Source organism: Bartonella sp. AS69XJJH, from assembly GCF_042195585.1.
Classification (GTDB): Bacteria; Pseudomonadota; Alphaproteobacteria; order Rhizobiales; family Rhizobiaceae; genus Bartonella.
On the sequence record NZ_JBHIOO010000012.1, the window covers coordinates 26444 to 45513 of the forward strand.

A 19070-nucleotide genomic window follows, 5' to 3' on the forward strand; every position below is an offset into this window, starting at 1 on the left:
CTAGGTAGGGTGGTGGTTGATAAGCGTCTTAAACGCTACATGTGAAAAATTCCCCTTCGCGTATTCTTTTGAGATTTTTGGTGTTATGATTGGTCGTATTTTTCCCTCAAGTGTATGAATGGTTGTATCAATCGTTTTGTGATACTTTTGAAATGTTTTTGGTGTGAGAAATGCTAAATGTTCTGTTGTGATTGTTTTCATGTATATTTTCTTTTTTCATTTACTTTTGGAAAGCTTTTCTGATGTTTCCTTATGTTTGTTATCTTGTATTGTAAAATACAGGTATTGAGGGCGCTGATATGAATCCCATGAGTGGACAGAAAATGAATTTTCTACAAATTGACTTTGGATAAAACCTTTGTTCTTTGAGGTGTAAGGAAGAGGTCAAAAAGAAAAAACTGCTTAAAATTGTTGTTTTTTCCTTTAACAAAGTTGTTTGCAAGAGCGCTTTGATGAAGATCGTGGATATGATGGGTGCAATCGCCCTTGGTTTGCGAATGGTGTTGGTCCTTTTCATACACAGTACTTAGAGTGGTGAATTTATAGGCAAAAGCAGTTATCAAGAATTTTTCTCCATGATGTTTTTCTTATTGCTCTACATGAACATCTTGTTTATGTGTTTTTTTAAAACAAAATGTTTTTTATTCTGTATTGTTGCTCTTATTGTATTGCGCTGCTGTAAGCTTAATAAGAGAGGAAACTCTTTCTTTGCTTAGGGAGAAAATCCTTTTTTCAGCGCTTTATCTTTAAAATAGAACACGTTATGATATCGTAAAGGGGGAAAAGCTTGTATAAGAATGATTTATTCATTTTGATGTATATCTTAAATGTTTTTGCGAAAAAACGATGTTCTTGAGTGTAGGTATTTTGAGAGTTCTTGTCTCAAAGATCAAATTTTTGTTTTTCTTGAGTCTTGAGATTGGTGATTAGCGTTGTGAAATGTTTTGATTGTTTGTAGGAGATAAATTATACACAAAAAGGCTTTGTAGGAATGTATTTACAGCCTTTCCCAAGTGGAGATGTTGATTTAGTTATTCGGTGATTTGAGGGGGGGGTATTTTTATAAAGACGATGGGCGCTGGTAAAACGATACACAAAATACAAAAAGAAAAAAACACGGATTTTCCTATCATGTTTTTCTTATGTGTGTGAGGAAGTGGTCAAAAACTTTTTGTTAAAGGGCTTTTAAAAAACAGAAATGTATGTTGTTTCTGTGGTTGTTCTTTTCATAATCAAGATCTCATAAGAGGAGGTTAGTTTTTCTTTTGTGGGGCAAAGCGGTTTTTTGCAGCTGCGGCTAACATTTCTTTTCTTCTGAAATAGATGGCGCGACCACATCGCAAAGGGGGGTGACCTTGCATAAGAATAATTTGTTCATCTTGACGCATTTCTTGAATGACCTCATGAGGTAAAATCAGGGCTCTTTGTTGGTAATTGACGTTGTATGAACTCTTTCCTAAAGATAAGCCTCTTGATTTGCTTGTTCCGGTTACTTCAACAGTCATTTGTCCACAGCGTTCTGAAATGTCTTTGGCAGTTTGGAAGTCTTTAATGGCAGCATAGCTGACAAAGGAGCAGCTTTCAAACCATGAACGTGCTCCAGCTTCTCCAAAGTGATTGACCAACTGACCAGAGGATTGATAAAAAAGCATTAAGGATATACCGTATTTACGTCCACGATCGCGCGCTTCTTCTAAAATATTCATATAGCCTAGAAGATCAACTTCATCTAGGACAAATAAAACACGCTTTTTATAGTTGCCGTCTGCTGTAACCATGGCATTGAGAAAGGCGCCAATAATCACACGTCCAATAGCTGGATAACTGTTTAAAATACTTGCGGGGAGATTGAGAAAAACATCTGTATTGCCATTTGCAATATCTGAGGAACAAAAATCATCTCCGCAGACAAGATCTGCGTAATTGGACAAAGAAAGCCATTGAGTGTCTTTGGAAGCGGTTGTATAGACTCCTGAAAAAGTTTGCTCTGCCATTTCTGTAAAAATACCAACCATTTCACGAATAAAAGGAGAGGGGGTTGTTTCTTGAATCATACGTAATTGATTAACAACAGCTGTTTCTGATTGAGAGAGAATGCCACGCAATGTTTTTAAATTGCGCTCGCTGTCTTCATATTCATCAGAAAATATAACATGAGCAAGAAGAGCTGTTAAAAGATTATGGGCTTGTGTCGAGAAATATTCCGCTGAAGAATTGTCTGATTTTTTATCTGTAAGAAGCAACTTAGAAAAGCTTACAATATTCGCTTCGCGTTGTGTGCGTGGTACGCTATCGTCTAAAAGCCAATCGATGACATTAAAATTTTTTGTTAAAAATGAATTGGGATCGAGAACAATGACATTTCTATTTCCCATCTTTTGACGCGCAAATTTGACCATTGGGGCAACTTCTGTTGAAGGATCAAGACAAATAATAGACCCAGGATAGGTTAAACACGTGGGAACTACTGTACTTGTGGTTTTATAGCCACCAGAACCAGCAAAAAAGATCATATGGGTTGAACCAAAATCAAGATTAAAGGTTAGCAAAGGGGCTGTCCCACCCTTTCCCCATGTTGTTTTATTGCCAGGTGCAAAGGGAATTTTGCACACATTGTCTTGATCAACACGGTATCTTTCACCCACAACAATTTGCCCATTGGCAGGAAAGATTTTTGCTGCCTCCCTTAAATTCATCCAAGCTGCTTCACCAAAAACACCTTTTTTTGCACGCTTGACCTTATTTTTAGGTGGAGAGGTTGTTACGAATTGAATGATGGAAAGAAAACCACCAATGATGATGCCAAAGACAACCATGGGGTCCATGAATTGAAGCGCATAGCTCCACGTTATTCCTTGTTGACCAACATAGGGACTTAAACGTTTTATTTCACCACCAATATAGTAAAGAGCGGTTGTTCCAAAAAAGACAACGGAGACAAAAGCGATTATTTTACGTAAGTGCAGTTTTTGCGAGAGACTATACAACAATGAAACAGCAGCCGTTAGTGCTAAGACTAATAAAGGCTCAGAACGAAGAGTCCAATAAATTTGATCGCTCTTTAGTCCATTTGTTATAAATAACAAAAAATGAGGAACAAGGAATATCGTTAAAGCACCTAAAGCGATCGGTGTTAAAATAAGCACCATTTGTGTTTTGGTATATTTCATTATATTCTACTTTCAATTCTATCAGAACATGCTGCGAAAAGCTCTTTTTTCAGGTGTGTGATATTAAACTCTCTCTTTTTTGAAAAAGCACCGATAACGCCAAACAGTTTTCATTTCTTCCCCCTTTTCAATGAAGGTGGAAGGTTTTATCTATTCTCAGCAAGCCATAGCGAATGCTTTGGAACGGTGCATTGTGCATACTTGTGCTTGCTGGTGTACTTCTTTGGTTTGCTTAATAATTTGTGTAATTTGTTTGGCTTTATTTTCTGATACACCAATGCTTTGAGCCAATGTTTCAGAGTCATTATTTTGGACTGCTTTATGTTCATCTGGTGAGAGGCGGGTATTGATGTTTTTTACAAAGTCGGTAAGCTCTTTTTGAAGTAAAGGATTTTTTGTTAAAGCTTCTTGCTGTAATCCTTTTGGCAAGGCGAAGAGGTCTTGCAAGCTTTGACTTGGCATTTTTACCGTTTTTGCACGGCGATTTTGTTCTGTTGCATGTTCTTGAGTAATTTCCTTCTCCGCATATTTTACAGCATGTGTGAAATTTGCAACGGCATTACAGAGCATCTCAAGATGATTTTTAGCGTTTGCGCGTGCCTGATTTTGTAGTCCACATAAACTGAAACCTGCAAGATGAGAAACAGAGTGCGGTGTTCTTTCAATCTGGTTGGCGAGCTGTTGGCCTAAGTGTGGATTTTTGATGATTTCCACCATCTGTTTGTCCAATGTTTTTTTACTACCATAAACAATTTTTGACAATTGTTGGACCTGTTTTAGGCTTGCGTGGACGCAAGAATCTTCTGCAACCATTTTAGCCTTTTCATTTTTTGTCAAAGGGACTAATCTTTCTTCTGGAATGAGAATGCTTTCAAGCTCTTTTGTTTTTGGGACTGTAAAGGTAAATTTGTCACCGGGTTTTAATGTTTTGAGTTGTTCTGGTGTGAGCTGTTCTTTATTGCCGATGATGTAAGCTCCTTTTACATTGCAGGCAAAGCTGTTAAGACCAGCACCTCTATAGGTGCCCGTGTAGGTTTCACCTTCTTTTGTTACCATCACAGGGCGATCATTCACATTGCGTCCAAGTTCTTTCATGCTGCTCATGAATTCTTTTAAAAGAAGTATTTTATTGGGATTGGAGATATCCTCAAACAGATGTTGCATAGGTTCTAGATCACCATTTTCTGCTACAGCGACACTGGCGAGCATCATGCGTTCTTTTGTGACAAGTGAAAAATCAAGCTGATGCCCTGCTGTTTGAGCAAGCTTTTCAAAAAAGACCCGTTGTGTGCGTCCATTGCCTTCTCTAAAAGGATGAAGTTGGTTAAGGGCGTTAAATAAGCTTATCGCTTCAGCGTTAAATTTCTCGCGCGTTAAGCCTTGCAAATTATCTTTTTCGGCAAGCGTTTGATCTAATTTTTGTAAACCGTCTTGGATTTCATCGCCGAGTGCAAAAGGATTTTCCCAGCCTGTTCTTTTCATTTCGGGCATGGCGGCTGTAGTGCCATCTTCAAATGTAAAGGGGAGGTGGCGAAGATGACCAGCCCATTCAAAGGTATTTTTAAACAACTGATAATGAATAGAGCATAGATAGGCGCTATCAAATTTTTCTGGTAGGGGATCTTCACGCAGATTAACCATCGCTTTTGCTGTATCATGCGAGCATTTCTCCAGAAAGGATTGTAAGTCTTTTATTCCATATTTATTTTTGAGTGTTGTGGTGTTTGGATAGACATAATGATGGGGAGAAACTGTCTGCATATTTTTTGTTTTTGCTTTGGCTTTTGGCATTGTGGCCTCCTTATAATGTCGTGTTGTCCATCAGAGTGTTAAATTCCTCTAGCGAAATATTCCCCTTTGCGTATTCTTCTAAAATTTTCAGCGTTTTGGAATGTAGCGTTATGCCCTCTATCGCATGGGTGCTAATGGCTGCTTCAACGGCTTCACGGCGTTGTTTTAGTTCTTCCACTGTCATCGATAAAAGATTTTCTCTGTTTTCTGTTGCTGTGGTTTTCATGCATTTTTCCTTTTGATGTACAATCGTTGCTTGAAAAGAGCCTTTGGCAGCCGGTGTGATCTTCTTTTAATCTCCTCCAAAGATGTTTCGTTGTTTGAAGGGATCATAATAAATTTCTGTGACCTTAAATTTTCCTTCAACTCGGTTGCATTGGATGATGATATCAATCATTGAAATCAACAGTCCTCGAATATCATCACGCTCTAAATCACCACCGCCTTCACTTTCTTTGACCAAAAGGGTCATTTGCTCAAAGGCTGCAAGGGCTGTTGAGGCATGAACTGTTGTAATGGAACCTGGATGACCTGAATTGACATTGCGGATATAATAAAAGGCTGTACCATCTCGAAGTTCTTGCAAAAGAATGCGATCAGGACGCATCCGTAAAGATGATTCAAGCAATTCTTTGGGTCCAACAGAGGCTAAGCCTTGTCCATCTTTTGAATAGAACATTGAGACATGGTTAGGGTGCGGTATCACCAATTCTTGGGTATCTTCAATGGTGATAATACGCTCTTCTTGAGGGATTTTAGCAATTAATGCTTTTGATAATGTTGTTTTACCCGAACCAGTTTTTCCTGCAATTAAAATATTTTTCTGGCATTTTACAGCTTGATTTAAAAAGGAGACAAAGTCTTTATTACAGTAGGCATGAGCTAAGTTGTGCTCAATGATTTTGAGTTCGTTAAAACGAGAATGATAATCATTTAATGGCGTGAAAGATATCTGTTCACAGAGCGAGAAGAGGCCTTTATTTGCCAGCTCTTCGAGAGAAAAACTCTGCGATGATGGTTTACGAATTGTCATACTAATCGTGTCTTTTTCGACAGCCGGCGGAATGACAATTTGAATACGCTCATTTCCTGGTAGAGTTGCAGATAATATTGGGTTTTTATCGGATATGTTTTGCTTGGAATAGGACGCGACAACTTTCGCAATCCCCATAAGCTCATTAAAAGAGAGAGCCGGTGCTTCTATTGTATTCCATCCATCAAACCCTTCCGTCATTACTTGATAGGGACGATTGATAACAATTTCAAAAAGACTATCATCTTTCAAAAAAGCACTAATAGGTTCAAGTTTTGTGAGAACAATCGCAACGGTTTCATCGCTCATGGTATGTAAATTTGAGTTCATTCTAAAGGTACCGCCGAATTTTTGTAAAAGTTTCTTGAAACAGCTCGATTGATAATTTGTTTTTTGTTTTCGATGACTTTCAATTTATAAACACTGGAAAAATCTAAATCGCGGGCAACAAAGATATTCACCATTTCCCCTTGGTTTTTGGATAATGTTGGAGGAATATTGGCGTAATTTTCTACGAGAATGTTTGCGATGTTTTGTCCTGAAGAGATTGTTTCAGTTTCTTCTTTTTCCTGTTTTTTTGATAAATGTTTATTGGCATAGTTTGTCGCATCTTTTATCAGTGATACAAGAAGCGCAGCCCCAATCCTCTCGAGCCAATGGTTATCAATATCTCCATCTATACCAGAACGCCCTAAACTGTCTGTTGCAGGTGAAGCTAAGGATATAATGATACCATTAGGGGTTTTTGCTCTATTCCATAGCACGAAGAGACGTGTTTGACCTTTTTTCAAGCCGGCGCGATATTCACCAACAATTTGGGTGCCTTTATCAAGAAGGACAACACGACCATTGTCTGATAAGATATCTCTGGAGACAATACAACTGGCAAAACCTTGTTGATCACTGTTGATGGCTGTTTCTAAAATACAAGGGATAGAAGTTCCCATCGCGATGATGTAGTTTCGATTGCCGAGGGTTGAAGCACGAATACCTTCAAGCACTGTGGGTTTGAGAAGATGATTAAAACGTTGCGTTGTTTCATCAGGTTTGCTTTCAAGTTGGTGAGGCAAAGCACCATTATTTGTTTGTGAATCTATTTTGCCTTGTTGTGTACTGGCATAAGCTAATACAGGAGCACGTTGTGCTGCTTCCAGCAGTGAGTTATCAGAATTTAATTGATTGATGTTTGGTGTTGGTAGCTCGACTTTTGGCAATAGAGCGTTATTTCGTTGAGGTTGTTCAAAGGGGGGAGGGGTAGGCTTTGCAGGGCGAAAAAGCTCTGTTTGTTTTATAACTTTTCCTTCTTTTGAGGATTCAATTGGTTGTTTTTTGTCTGTAACAAGTGTTGAATAGGCTAAATAAAGACAGACACTGAAAAGAATAATAAGAGCAATAGCTTTCCCCACATTGTTCTGTTGACTTTTTCCTTGAGCATTTTTTATGGTATCGCGATCATTAATGCTTTTTTCATCCACGGTGTTATTCATGGCTGCTTCCTAGGTTCATTTTACGTTGTACAGATGGTGATGTCGTACCTGTTTCAGGGTTAATTCCTTCTGGTACGAACCTTTTATTAAAGATGCACAATACTTCATTTCCACGCCGTAGCGTGAATTGTGCAGCTGTTGCGTGAACAATAACCTTGTTGCCTTTAATCGATTTGGGAATAAGCGCTTCTTGCCCATCAGGCGATACAATGTAAATGGCAGGGATTTCAATGTTGCCTAAAAAAGTAAAGGTTGTTGTTTTCCCATTATCATAAACAGAAGCAGGTTCAATGAGGGATGAGCCTTGGGCTTCATAAGCCCAATTGCGTGGTCCAAAATCTTCATGGATATTTAAAATATCATTGACAAAGTTTTCTTCACGTTGTTTTGCTTTCTCTATTTCGGCTAATTTCTTACGCAAGGCTTCATCTTCTGGATAACGAAACTTTACCAAGAAATACGTCTCATTGCCGGCTGAAACATCGCCTTCACGGACTTGCAGCTCGAATTGATAAGAGCGTTGTGTGCCATCTTGGCGGCTTGTGACAATTTGTAAATTGGTCACAGGTTGGACTTCACGTGGCTTGAGAAAAACAAAGTGACCAGCCGGTGCAACTTGCCAAGCAACGGAATTTCCAATTCCTACATAGGTCACGTTTTCATCATCGGCAAATTCCAGCTGAACTGAAGAGCGAATGGAGCCAATGATTTGTACAACGTTGTAAGGGTCATAATTGACAAATCTGATGCGGTTATCTTTACGTGCACTGACAGGCGCTGTTTCCGCAAATGAGAGGACTGTGTGAAAGCTGAGAGTGATCGTAAAAATTAAAAAGATTGTTTGTAAAAGTCTGATCATTTTATCACCTCTGGATCAGATCTATATTCTGATACTTGAAAACCAAGTGGGTTGATGAGACGGTCAGACGTTGAAATATGTGCGTTTACGTAGGAAAAATTTAAGATTGAAACCCAATGGGAAATATTTTCTTTTTCATTCAAGTCTCTGATCGTTTTATAGTAACGAACTTGGATAAGATCTTTGCTTATAAAAGAGATTGATTTAATTGTGACCGTAGCAATCATGTTATGATAAATATTTTGCGGACTTTCTGGATTATTGCCCGCATACCATTTTGCAAAACGGTTTTGTTCTTTTGGAGAAGATAAAAGAGAAACTAAGCGAAAATTGTTTTCTGCTTCTGATGCTTGAAAACCTTCACGCGCACGAACATATTGGCTGGCAAAATAACGCGTTATCGCTTCATCATAGTCGTTAGGGGATTCTTTTAGGGCGCTTACAGTATCAATAATGCCTGTTGAGTTATCCACGCGGATAACAAAAGGCTCTACCGTTTTCAAAGGCGTCAAAGCTGCGACAGCTAAAGCCAGCGCAATCGTCATCAATCCAAAAAGCACTGTTAAAGCCATGGAAACTTTCATCCGCACGCGCATGCTATGCATGCGATCAATGTCAAATGACCGCGCTTCTTTTATGTATTCTTCAAGGGCATCACTTTTCACGCATAACCTCCACAGTTTTATCAGATCGTGCTTCATGAATAACCGGCTTTAATAAAGCTGTATTGAGTGCCAAATTGGCTGGTGCTTTTTCATTTTCCAAAGTATTGAGAATGATGGGAGTGGTAACAGGCTTTACGCTCTTTTCTGGATGGACAACGTTTTTATTGTCCCAATTCCACTTATCTTTATTTAAAGCACGTGTATGTTTGCCATTACAGCGTGGTGGTTTTTTGGGGCCACTCAAAGAGGCACAACCAGTAAGAGCGATTGTTAGGGCCATAACAAAAGTTATTTTTCGTTTCATTTTTTGAACTCACAAATATCTTGAAATACAATGCATGAGAGCCTTTATTCGGGGCACTTTTACAAGTTTATGTGATGCAAGATTTTGATTGGCTTTGTTGTAAGACCCAAGATGTTAGGTCTTATCTGGAACAGGATCATGGCGCATGCGCCAAAGGGCGCACGCAAGGAAAAAACAAAAATGCTTATTCTTTTAAAGAGGTGCTTTATCTTAAAACCGACCACGACCACCTCCAGATCTTCCTGCTTTTGCCGCCGCACCTGCCGCACCTTTAGAAGCGTTACCGGCAGCTCCTGCGATTTGTAAAGTGGCACTTTTTATTGCGTTACCACTCGTTCTTGCACTATTGGAAAGCATTGTGAAAACCTGTCCTCCTGAAGAAACACCAGCATTAAAGTATGGTCCGCCAGAGGACAGCGCTGTTGCAATACCGGGAAGCGCACGGAAGATAATAACCCCTATGATCGAAATGACGATGACAGGGGGGAAAAGAACGTAAATTGATTCATATGAAACTTTGAGAACCTGTAGGATAACTTGACATATAATTGTTCCAAGCATGATCACGAGAACTTGTAAAATGGTAAAATTGATCAAAGTTGTAATCCATGCATCGGTGTATTTTCGCGTTGCATTAAACAAATATAAACTAATGAATAGAGGCCCAAGACCTATAATCATGACGAGTGCAACTTGTGCAAACATTTGCACAATAAAACCACCTATACAAAAAAGAATAACGGCTAAAAGCATGATAGAACCAAGAAGACCCACAATGATCTTTTCAAAAAACCAAGCATTGTATAAGACCTCTTGATAGCGCGAACTTGCTTTTAACAAAATATAATCAAAAACATTGGAGCTTGCAGGATTGCTGTTAAGCGCATTCCCAATAGCATTGGATAAATCATTGAAGAAAATATCCTTGACATACGTATTAAATGTATCTGCATTCGTTGCCATTGTTGTTACAACAACGATTTTAACAACATTATTAAGAAGACTATGCATAGAAAGTGCAACGCGACCCGTCATAACATTATAGCCATAAAGAAAGATAAAAATGATTGCGGCGAGATTTAAGGGCGCTGAAATAGCAGAAGATAGCCCACTCACCGTTGTGTCCATCACATTATCTAAGGGGTTTAAAATATACCCAGAAACGCTTTCAAAAGGAGAAAAACTAAAGTCTGACATTTGTACGCGTACTTTCAAGTTTTTCTTTTAATTGTTTTTCTTTTTCTTTTAATTGTGCCTCAAGATGTTTATGCTTTTGTTGTTCCTTTTCTTCACGCATTTCGTCTTTTGTTTTCGTATCTCTTGCCTGAATCATATCAAGAGACTGAAGTTTTAAAGAAGCCACTTGAAGATCGGCTTGAAGAAGGACAAGTTTTACTTGAAGCTCTTGTCGAAGGATTTGCAATTCTTCAGGTTTTGTGTCTGATTTTGATTTAATATTTTCAAGTTGTTGACTTATTTCTTTAATTTTTTTTGCAGTATCTGTTGCAGTCTTATAAACGGTTTCAGCTGTTTCTGATTTTGCAGCATCTAATTTTTGTGTATTCTCGAGTGCTTGTTTATAATATTCATCGGCATCGGGTGTCGTTTGTGATATTGCATGAGAAATAAAAGAAAAAGATAACAGTGTAACTAAGCCATATTTTTTCATTGATTTTTTCTCCTTTGATAAAATATGGGCAGCCATTTGTTTGGGTCAGCTCCATATTCGTTGATAATTTCATTCATGAGTTCAATGTTTTTTGTTGTGCCGCTTAAAACGGCGATCTCATCATTCATTCCACGTAAGTTAAGTTCTGCAACGACGGAACTTTGTCCTTGTTTGATGAGAAAACGGCGAGATTCTCTGCTTAACTCTGACTGTATCAGTTCAAATTCACGCTCAGTAAGTTTGAAAGCTTCGACATAGTCATTGTAATTTGCTTTTTGATTTGGAAAAAATATTTGGGTGGGGCATTGCTCAATAATTGTGTGCGCGATTGTTGAGTTCAAAGCATCTTTAGGGCTTTGTGTTGCAAAGAGCATCATGCCATTTTGTTTACGGATCGTTTTGAGCCGATCTTGCGCAAAAGCTTTGAATGAATCATCTTCTAAAGCTTTCCAGAATTCATCAACGACAATAATGATGCGTCGTCCATCAATCAAATCAAGAATGCGGTGAAAGAGATACATCATTAAGGGGCGCCGAATTTCTTCATTGTCTAAGAAATCGGTCATGTCATATCCAATGAACTGGGCATTTAAATTGAGATCATCTTGATCATTATCAAAAACCCATCCTAAATCATTGCCTCTAATCCAGCGTTGTAGCCGTATGGCAATCCCTTCTTTGGATGTGTTGTCAAAAAACAGTTGAAGGGCACCAAGAGAGCGCTGGTTTTTTGGTAAGTTTTCCAAGGAATCGATGGCTTTGGCGATATCTTGTCGCTCTTCTTCTGTTACGATTTGCCCTTCAGCGGTCACCAGCTTTAAGATCCAATTACGAAGAAAGATCTTATTTTTTTCAGTGTATTCCATGCCCTTTAAGGGAGCAATACCCGTGGGTTGTCCATTTTTTAAAGGTTTATATTTCCCTCCTCCAGCTCGTACAAAGATCTCTGCTCCTTGATCTTTGTCAAAAAAAACCATTGTTGGATTGTGCTTTTGTAATTGTGCAAGAAGAAAATTGACAATCACTGTTTTACCAGATCCCGATGGACCACAAACAAACGTGTTGCCAAGATCGCCATAATGAAAATTAAAATAGTAAGGTGAACCAGCCTGTGTTTTTAGTAATGCGACAGCAGCGCCCCAAACATTGTCGTTCAGTTTGCCAACGGGGAAAGAATGGAAGGGCGATAAAGCGGCAAAATTTCTGCTAGTAATGGCGCCTGAACGCGCACGATAGCTAAAGTTCCCAGGAAGCTGTGCCCACCATGCTGCTTCCAATCCTAGATCTTCTCTGGCAATTACGGCTCCCCCATTGGTTAAATGGGCTCGTGCTTTTGATAAGTTCTCAGTCAATATTTTGGGATGATCAGCAAAAACAGCTAAAGAAATGTGATGTTCACCCAAAACAAAACGGTTTGATTCTAAATCATCTAACGCTTCATCCAGTGCATCAATTTGTGAGCTAGCACGGTCAGCCGCATTGATCATTTGATTTTGTTTGCGGCTCATAATCACACTGGCGGCTGCCTTACTTTTAAAGACAAAGGATTGTGTTAAAATGAATTCAAATGGCACCGTAAGCAGACCATCAGTCATACCTGGGCGTGTTTTAGAAGGATACTCTTTCCATCCAAACATGCCCACAAAGCGTTCATTGCTTTCATGGCGAATTTCGATAATTTCTTTCCCAAAAATAACACGATCCGAGTAAATCGTTGAAGCAATAGTTCCAAAGGTGAGAGGAATACGTTCACGTCTTCCCCCCACTAGCTGGTGGAGAAATTCACTTTGTTCGGAAAATAAAAGCCCTTCATGTTCATAGATTGATAGCAGACGGACTTCATACTCTTCCAAACCTTGCATAAGATCTTGACTTAACTCTTCGAGTTTACGAATAGCTTCCTCATCGGGTTCAGATTGTGTTTTCTTCGCTTTGCTCAAGCGCTGAAAAAATGAAACCAGCTTTTCTGTTTTATCCGCTGCCGGATTCCAAAGCAGTGAAATAAACAGATCATTTCTATACAGTTCTTGCGAAACCATTTTCTTTTTATATTTTTCATCTAATGTTGTTGCAAAAGATGAAAGAAAATGACCTTCTGGGTATATCGTTTCACGGCGGCGGATGATGTGAGAATATAAAGCAAGCCGTTCGTCTGCGATATTTTTTAAAAGGGTGTTTAATTGGTTGTGTAAAGAATTTAATTGATCAATATCCGCAGTGTCAAAATTTATACCCTCAACAGCCATCACAACCATTAAACAGCGTGAATTTAAAGCAACGACATGTTGGTTGATGTAGCGTATATAGGGAATATATTCTTCAGGCAAAGTTTCCCGTTTCATTATTGACATCTGTTTCACCAGCTTCGTTCCTTCAGCTTAGTTCCTTATAAGTGCGGATAAGGCGCAAGGGGGAGGTCGAACCTCCTCCCCATCGGTTGAGATTTTTTTGTTTTCCTCGGGTATTGAGCCATGCAAATAATACGCGAAATTGGTTGTGGTCATACTTTGTCACTTCTCGCAAAATAAAGTGCATCCCAATCCCAAGACCAAACATGGTAAAATCACTCGTCAAAATGAAAAGAATGGATGTCGCCATGACATTAAGCGCCATCGCTTCCATTGTAACACCAGCAAACATGGCTGGGCGCGTACAGGCAAGGAAAAGAGTATCTTCGTTCATTTATGTTGTGCCCGCTAATTTACCAACGAGAGTGGGGGCACCAAAAACAATAGCAATCCCCAGAACACAGTAAGCTGCTTTGCGTAAATCAATAAAGCCGTACATCCAGCCAATCCCCACAGCAGCAACACATATAATTGCAATGAGCCTTGCCGTTGGACCCGTCATCATTGTGACAATGTTGTCTAAAACACCATCGAGCTTCCCGAAACCACCTCCACCAGCAGTAGAAGCAGCATAAGAAAGATCAGATACAAAAACTGCCGTAAAAAGCAGCATGGTTACGATAAAAATGATGTTTTGGAATCTATTATCTGTCATTTTACCTCTCTTTAACAAATAATATTTGTTCATATGTCGACATTCCATTGCCTCTAAGAAACTGAAGAATGCTGTCATTTGATGACAGTTAAATTTTCCTCATTTATTTGTTTTAAAAGCCTTGATAGTGGATCTGCTCACTCTCAAACTCTTTTCTTAAAGAGACAGAAGTCTTTTCAAACTGCGATTGTGTTACATGAAAATGGCAATTTTAAGTTGTATATGTTGGTAAAGACAATAATATTAAAACAATGCAAGAAGGAATGTTATTCTTTACAAAATGTAGTTAATATGCAACACAGATATTTGAATTTTTTCTTTAAAAACAATGGGATTGCTGATAAATAATGTGAAAGGATAGAAAAACAATGAACTTTTTGAGCGAGCGTGTTAAGAAATGCTATTTAAATTGATTGTTATTGTTTACATTATGGGTTCCATAGTGTGGGGATTAAGTCAATATAAAGATAAAATGGATTTCAGCATTCTTAAAACATTTGAGATGCAAGATATCCAAGATATTGTCCATCTTTATGGAGAAGAAAAGAAGTTGGGCAAATCTACCACCAAACAGCAATTAGAAAAAAATGAACCAGCTCTCGATTTGCAGAAGAGTGTTTCATTAAATGATGTTGCAAATAATGCTGTTGTTTTTCATGGTAAGGCCTCTGTTACAAGTGGGGTTACATTTAAATTACTGACGCCTGCTGCACAATCTTGGCGCTCATATATCACCCGTGATATTCATCTTTATGGTGTAGACACATGTGCACCACGCCAAAAAGCAAAATTAAATGATCAAGAATGGCCTTGTGGTGCGGTTACAACGGCTTGGCTTGTCACCAAAACACTTGGGCAGGATTTATCCTGTAAACAGGCTCTGATGCACAATGGTGTTTATTATGCGCAATGTTTTGTTCAAGGGGTTGATTTAGCTGAGGCAGGTCTTACAGAAGGTATGTTGGTACTCTCAAAAGAGGGGAAAAATCCTATTCCAACCCAGTACCATCATGCAGAAGAAAAAGCACGCAACAACAAGATCGGTCTTTGGTCAAGTGATTTCACTGAACCTTTAAAATGGCGGCGAGATAATGGGTCTTACAATCCCTTTGCAAATCCGTGATTGGTTTTAACGAACATATTTACTTAAATCTTTTATAGAGAAAACTTTATCAATAAAATTGCACCAGAGCATAGGGCAAAAGACTATGGGGCAAATTTGAATAAACCGTGAGATTATTTTCGTTTGTGAAGTAAATGGATGATACTTCCCTTTTCGAGGGAGGTTTGCTCTCAAAATCGCTTCTCTGTTTTTACTTATGTGTTTTATAAAAGCAGAAAAACTTCATTGTTGGTGGCAAAGCGTTTTTGAGTATTTGTGTTTGAAGGAGAAAGTGAGATGATAAAAAAACGCTTAAGAAATGGATTTTTAGAGCGAAGTTGAAAAAGTAAAAAATGAACAGACCTCAAAATGGGATAACGTTTGATATAACGGATAGCATATTTTACAGTGCCTTAAAAGAATTCATAGCAAAAGTTTTTTTCATCAGAATTTTGTCTTCAGGATTGGATTACGTTTTTTACTTCTTTAAAAGTGATCAATCTATTGCTTTCTTTGCAAAGCTTTCATAATTATCTGCTTTTAAATTCAGACTCCTAAATGATGGATGGATTTTACATAGACTCTATACGAAGAAATCTTCGTAAAAATGATTTGCCTTGTTGATTGTTTTCTACATATCATAAGACGTTTTTATTTAAGCATTCGATGGGGGAAACAATAATCGACATACAGTTAGGTAAAAAGAGCTCATACTTTTTTGTAATGGCTTTGTCCGTTCATTGATCGTGATACTGAGCATTATACTTATAGGCTTTCTATAGGGCGAGGGGCGCGGCTCCTATTGCAATGTCACTATTTGAAATCAGTTGGACAAAACATGAGTGCGCCTTCTGATTTCGTCCTTTTTACTCAGTTTAGGCTTTTTCCTTCTCATTGTATTTTATGACAAACTGATACGATAGCTGTTGTTAGCTCTTCTGGCGTTATTTTACTTTAGAGTGTTCATTTTGAAAGCAAGCATGTGATAGTAAGGATGTATTCTCATATAGTATGAAAATTAAAAACCCATTTAGGGGATGATGTTAACAGATAAGGTATTTAAAGAGGGGTAAAATGAAAAAAATTATTTTATTATGCACAGCTCTATTATTCGTAGTGGGGTGTGAAAAAACCTATAGCGTAGAAGATTTTAAGAAAGATACAAAATTAAGGGAAGAATGGGGAAAGAAGTGTTTTCTTTCAGGACAAACTGTTAAGGAATCTAAAAATTGTCAAAATGTCTTACAAGCAGATACTGAAATGTTTTTCTCGCCAAAGCTTGATTCTACAGACCGTGGTCACGCGTTTTAACGATCATGAATCTTAACAGTAAAGTATGATATAAAAATTCTAAAATAAAGAAATTACGGCTCAACGAATAGTTGCTTCTTTAATTTTTATAACGGAAATTTTTGTCATTTTTCATCTTTCAGGTGAGCTTCCAAAATTATATTTGCAATCCTATTGTTTGTTCCAACGTTGTTAGATTGAGGATTATGATCACGAGAAAACTGGATAGCATTGTCTTATAGAAACAGCCCTTAAGGAACCCAAGCCTATTTCATGGCGGTGTTTGTGAGTGGTATAATGGTAAAGCCTCATAATATAAAATCTATTGTGTTCCACTATCTTTACACTTTTAAAGTAAAAAGGGGCACCATCATTCACTTTGCCAGCGCCTAATGGTATAGCGCACGGCACTTGAGATGGTTCATAAGAGGGAGTATTCTTTTCTTAAATCATTTTTATCTACACATAGTCCAGCTTGTGGTATGCAAGCGAATGATTTTGATTGTTTCACTATGAACAAAGCTGAAAATAAGAGAAACTTACGAGACTGGATGTTTTGTTTAATATATAGAAAATTAATATTTTGGTTTCATTGGGCAATTAATTTTAAAAACTTTGCAATAGATTCTTTTTTGTCAATTTATGGAGAAAAGGCTAAGTTATGGAGAAAAGGCTAAGTTTTTGTATTTTGAGTGAAAGCTACTTCCATAAAACAGTTCATCAATTTGTCTATTTTGAGATTTCTGTGAATGTGCGGTGTCTTCTATGTGATTGATTGTTGTAAAATCTTTCGTAAAAGCCCCTCAATTTTCTAAAATGATGATTTTTATCAATTTATTTTTTTAAAGAGTTTTTATGTGTAAATGTATTTATAGCGGGAGCCAAGAGATGTTAGAATTTCATTGGGAAGGGTACCGGCATCTATAGATACTTTTTCAAGTGTTTGATGGGGTCCAATGAGTTCTACCCAGTCACCTGTTTGAGGTTTTTGATCAAGATCGGTCGTATTTACAATAATGGAATCCATAGAAACCCGCCCAACCATGGGAAGTTTGTGCCCGTTGAAATAAACTGTTCCTTTATTCGAAAGAGCACGGAGCCAGCCGTCTGCGTAGCCTACAGAAATGGTTGCAAGAGTGCTTGGTCTGCTGGTTATAAAGCTTTCTCCATAACCAACAGGTTTTCCTGCATCAACAACGCGGTTTTGAATGACTTGGGCTTCAAGTTTTAAAACAGGCTTCAGAGGTGATGGGTATTTCCCTCGCGGATCAACTCCGTAAAGTGCAATGCCTGGACGAACAAGATCAAAATAAAAATCTGATCCTAGAAAGATACCTCCAGAATTAGCAAAGGAAACTTTGCAAGCAGGCAATTGCGCAAGGATGGTTTTTAAAGTAGCCAATTGTGTATAATTGGATGAATGCGTTTTGTCTTCTCCATTCGCGAGGTGACTGAGAATATATTTTATTTCTGCTTTTTCGAAAATTGTAGGGTGTTTGATGAGTTTTTGTAATTCTTTTTGATCCAGTCCTAATCGGTTCATATGGGTATCGATTTGAACAATTGCTGGAAATTTTTTATCTTTTTTTTGACAAATTTTTTGCCAATTTTCAATGGCATTCCAAGAGTTTAGAACAGGAACAATACCAGATTGTGCGACAAACTCTTCTGCTAAGTGTGGAAGTCCATTCAGAAGGGCAATCGTGACATGTGATGGTAAAATGCTTTTTAATTGGAGTGCTTCTATGATTTGGGCAACAAAAAAAGTGCGACAACCAGCTTGATAAAGGGCAGGAGCAATTTTGTGAGCTCCTAATCCATAGGCGTTTGCCTTTACAACTGCTGAACATTGTGTTGGAGCTACACGTTTGGCTAAAGTGATATAATTGGCAACAATGGCACTGACATCGACGGTTGCTACAGCTGCATAGAGTGATGTATCTATTTCATCATTAACGGATTTTTTCATTTTAAAAGCTTATCTGTGTTCGTGAAATACGGAGTTTTTTGGTTATTTCATTGAGATTTTTTACGATATAGGGAAAGGCACTATTTGCTATGGTCAAAATCATAAGGAGCCTATACTGAATTATGCACCATTAAAGTCGTTTTTTGATGTAAAATGGTACTCTGGATATAAGAGATATTTTAGTTTTATTTGTGTTATTAGCAACACGGTATCTTCTAATAATTTGTAAAACATAGACTTTTGTTTTTTACTTATTTTCCCTAGTTGAGGCATATAAAAAATAAAACATAGTTTATTGTATTGTATCATTTTGAAGAGTGCAAGATTAGGCTGTTGTTGCTGTGGCGATTGTTTTGATTAAATATTGCATTGGCTGCTTATTTCAGAGAAGGTGAAATGATTTAATTACCCACTCTAAATCAATGCATTACAAGTTTTTTTATCATGAGGGGGAAGATCACTCATCTGTGCAATTTGGGATGTCGTCTCATACACTTAAAGTTATTTTGTTAAATGGAAAACAGTGTATAAACACTTTCTGATACATTAAAAACTGTTGATTTAGAAAACCCGTTGATTTGGATATTATTTGTTTTCAAGCTAGATTAGCTATCCAATATTTACGTTCTGTCGTTTGATTGGTTTTAAGTGAAATCAATTTTATCGCTTATAGAGCGCGTTAGATTCATTTATTTATGGATATTTATGGAAAGAGCAGTGTAAAAAGG

At 37.8% G+C, this 19070-nt stretch carries 17 protein-coding genes; 2 read left to right on the plus strand and 15 right to left on the minus strand.

Going from position 1 to position 19070, the window contains the following annotated elements; translation table 11 throughout:
- The 14 genes from ACFIK6_RS06590 to ACFIK6_RS06655 form a co-directional block, all read right to left on the minus strand.
- The gene (locus ACFIK6_RS06590) at positions 1-201 is read right to left on the minus strand and encodes a hypothetical protein (RefSeq protein ID WP_273723696.1); all 201 of its coding nucleotides are present in this window, start codon (positions 199-201) and stop codon (positions 1-3) included.
- Between the two features lie 1052 nt (positions 202-1253).
- Positions 1254-3170: a Ti-type conjugative transfer system protein TraG gene (gene traG, locus ACFIK6_RS06595; protein WP_375677480.1), complete on the minus strand. Its 1917-nt coding sequence runs from the start codon at positions 3168-3170 to the stop codon at positions 1254-1256.
- 156 nt (positions 3171-3326) lie between these two features.
- Positions 3327-4961 carry a BID domain-containing T4SS effector gene (locus tag ACFIK6_RS06600; RefSeq protein ID WP_375677481.1) on the minus strand — a complete coding sequence of 545 codons (1635 nt, stop codon included), beginning with the start codon at positions 4959-4961 and terminating at the stop codon, positions 3327-3329.
- Between the two features lie 10 nt (positions 4962-4971).
- Complete coding sequence (locus tag ACFIK6_RS06605) at positions 4972-5187, minus strand: antitoxin VbhA family protein (RefSeq protein WP_273723692.1); 216 nt, start codon at positions 5185-5187, stop codon at positions 4972-4974.
- Between the two features lie 66 nt (positions 5188-5253).
- Positions 5254-6324: a P-type DNA transfer ATPase VirB11 gene (gene virB11, locus ACFIK6_RS06610; protein WP_375657031.1), complete on the minus strand. Its 1071-nt coding sequence runs from the start codon at positions 6322-6324 to the stop codon at positions 5254-5256.
- Positions 6321-7481 carry a type IV secretion system protein VirB10 gene (gene virB10, locus ACFIK6_RS06615; RefSeq protein WP_375677482.1) on the minus strand — a complete coding sequence of 387 codons (1161 nt, stop codon included), beginning with the start codon at positions 7479-7481 and terminating at the stop codon, positions 6321-6323. Before virB10 ends, virB11 begins: the two co-directional genes overlap by 4 nt.
- Positions 7474-8340 carry a P-type conjugative transfer protein VirB9 gene (virB9, locus tag ACFIK6_RS06620; RefSeq protein ID WP_273723689.1) on the minus strand — a complete coding sequence of 289 codons (867 nt, stop codon included), beginning with the start codon at positions 8338-8340 and terminating at the stop codon, positions 7474-7476. The genes virB10 and virB9 overlap by 8 nt, the downstream gene beginning before the upstream one ends.
- On the minus strand, positions 8337-9041 hold the full coding sequence (locus ACFIK6_RS06625; protein ID WP_375642295.1) for a virB8 family protein: 705 nt from the start codon (positions 9039-9041) through the stop codon (positions 8337-8339). The genes virB9 and ACFIK6_RS06625 overlap by 4 nt, the downstream gene beginning before the upstream one ends.
- Positions 8995-9309, minus strand: a complete 315-nt coding sequence (locus ACFIK6_RS06630) for a type IV secretion system protein VirB7 (protein ID WP_375642296.1) — start codon at positions 9307-9309, stop codon at positions 8995-8997. The genes ACFIK6_RS06625 and ACFIK6_RS06630 overlap by 47 nt, the downstream gene beginning before the upstream one ends.
- A gap of 210 nt (positions 9310-9519) precedes the next feature.
- The gene (locus tag ACFIK6_RS06635; protein WP_375642310.1) at positions 9520-10506 is read right to left on the minus strand and encodes a type IV secretion system protein; all 987 of its coding nucleotides are present in this window, start codon (positions 10504-10506) and stop codon (positions 9520-9522) included.
- Positions 10493-10978, minus strand: coding sequence for a type IV secretion system protein VirB5 (locus tag ACFIK6_RS06640; RefSeq protein ID WP_375642297.1), 486 nt, complete (start codon positions 10976-10978; stop codon positions 10493-10495). Before ACFIK6_RS06640 ends, ACFIK6_RS06635 begins: the two co-directional genes overlap by 14 nt.
- Positions 10975-13329 carry a VirB4 family type IV secretion/conjugal transfer ATPase gene (locus ACFIK6_RS06645; protein ID WP_375642311.1) on the minus strand — a complete coding sequence of 785 codons (2355 nt, stop codon included), beginning with the start codon at positions 13327-13329 and terminating at the stop codon, positions 10975-10977. The genes ACFIK6_RS06640 and ACFIK6_RS06645 overlap by 4 nt, the downstream gene beginning before the upstream one ends.
- Positions 13330-13351: 22 nt before the next feature.
- A complete protein-coding gene (locus ACFIK6_RS06650; RefSeq protein WP_212112790.1) occupies positions 13352-13660 on the minus strand; it encodes a type IV secretion system protein VirB3 in 309 nt (102 codons plus the stop codon).
- Positions 13661-13981: a TrbC/VirB2 family protein gene (locus ACFIK6_RS06655; RefSeq protein WP_375642298.1), complete on the minus strand. Its 321-nt coding sequence runs from the start codon at positions 13979-13981 to the stop codon at positions 13661-13663. It abuts the gene before it with no gap.
- Between the two features lie 397 nt (positions 13982-14378).
- Between ACFIK6_RS06655 and ACFIK6_RS06660 the strand changes: the two genes are divergently transcribed.
- The gene (locus ACFIK6_RS06660) at positions 14379-15104 is read left to right on the plus strand and encodes a hypothetical protein (RefSeq protein ID WP_375642299.1); all 726 of its coding nucleotides are present in this window, start codon (positions 14379-14381) and stop codon (positions 15102-15104) included.
- 1053 nt (positions 15105-16157) lie between these two features.
- Positions 16158-16394: an EexN family lipoprotein gene (locus ACFIK6_RS06665; RefSeq protein ID WP_375642300.1), complete on the plus strand. Its 237-nt coding sequence runs from the start codon at positions 16158-16160 to the stop codon at positions 16392-16394.
- An 832-nt stretch (positions 16395-17226) separates the two neighbouring features.
- Here ACFIK6_RS06665 and alr read toward each other — a convergent pair.
- Positions 17227-18342, minus strand: coding sequence for an alanine racemase (gene alr / locus ACFIK6_RS06670; RefSeq protein ID WP_375642301.1), 1116 nt, complete (start codon positions 18340-18342; stop codon positions 17227-17229).
- Positions 18343-19070: the final 728 nt, after the last annotated feature.

What these genes read in the sequence shown, in the direction of transcription:
- ACFIK6_RS06590 (WP_273723696.1), bottom strand. Translation starts at nt 201, where the DNA reads ATGAAAACAATCACAACAGAACATTTAGCATTTCTCACACCAAAAACA.
- traG (WP_375677480.1), bottom strand. Translation starts at nt 3,170, where the DNA reads ATGAAATATACCAAAACACAAATGGTGCTTATTTTAACACCGATCGCT.
- ACFIK6_RS06600 (WP_375677481.1), bottom strand. Translation starts at nt 4,961, where the DNA reads ATGCCAAAAGCCAAAGCAAAAACAAAAAATATGCAGACAGTTTCTCCC.
- ACFIK6_RS06605 (WP_273723692.1), bottom strand. Translation starts at nt 5,187, where the DNA reads ATGAAAACCACAGCAACAGAAAACAGAGAAAATCTTTTATCGATGACA.
- virB11 (WP_375657031.1), bottom strand. Translation starts at nt 6,324, where the DNA reads ATGAACTCAAATTTACATACCATGAGCGATGAAACCGTTGCGATTGTT.
- virB10 (WP_375677482.1), bottom strand. Translation starts at nt 7,481, where the DNA reads ATGAATAACACCGTGGATGAAAAAAGCATTAATGATCGCGATACCATA.
- virB9 (WP_273723689.1), bottom strand. Translation starts at nt 8,340, where the DNA reads ATGATCAGACTTTTACAAACAATCTTTTTAATTTTTACGATCACTCTC.
- ACFIK6_RS06625 (WP_375642295.1), bottom strand. Translation starts at nt 9,041, where the DNA reads ATGAAGCACGATCTGATAAAACTGTGGAGGTTATGCGTGAAAAGTGAT.
- ACFIK6_RS06630 (WP_375642296.1), bottom strand. Translation starts at nt 9,309, where the DNA reads ATGAAACGAAAAATAACTTTTGTTATGGCCCTAACAATCGCTCTTACT.
- ACFIK6_RS06635 (WP_375642310.1), bottom strand. Translation starts at nt 10,506, where the DNA reads ATGTCAGACTTTAGTTTTTCTCCTTTTGAAAGCGTTTCTGGGTATATT.
- ACFIK6_RS06640 (WP_375642297.1), bottom strand. Translation starts at nt 10,978, where the DNA reads ATGAAAAAATATGGCTTAGTTACACTGTTATCTTTTTCTTTTATTTCT.
- ACFIK6_RS06645 (WP_375642311.1), bottom strand. Translation starts at nt 13,329, where the DNA reads ATGTCAATAATGAAACGGGAAACTTTGCCTGAAGAATATATTCCCTAT.
- ACFIK6_RS06650 (WP_212112790.1), bottom strand. Translation starts at nt 13,660, where the DNA reads ATGAACGAAGATACTCTTTTCCTTGCCTGTACGCGCCCAGCCATGTTT.
- ACFIK6_RS06655 (WP_375642298.1), bottom strand. Translation starts at nt 13,981, where the DNA reads ATGACAGATAATAGATTCCAAAACATCATTTTTATCGTAACCATGCTG.
- ACFIK6_RS06660 (WP_375642299.1), top strand. Translation starts at nt 14,379, where the DNA reads ATGCTATTTAAATTGATTGTTATTGTTTACATTATGGGTTCCATAGTG.
- ACFIK6_RS06665 (WP_375642300.1), top strand. Translation starts at nt 16,158, where the DNA reads ATGAAAAAAATTATTTTATTATGCACAGCTCTATTATTCGTAGTGGGG.
- alr (WP_375642301.1), bottom strand. Translation starts at nt 18,342, where the DNA reads ATGAAAAAATCCGTTAATGATGAAATAGATACATCACTCTATGCAGCT.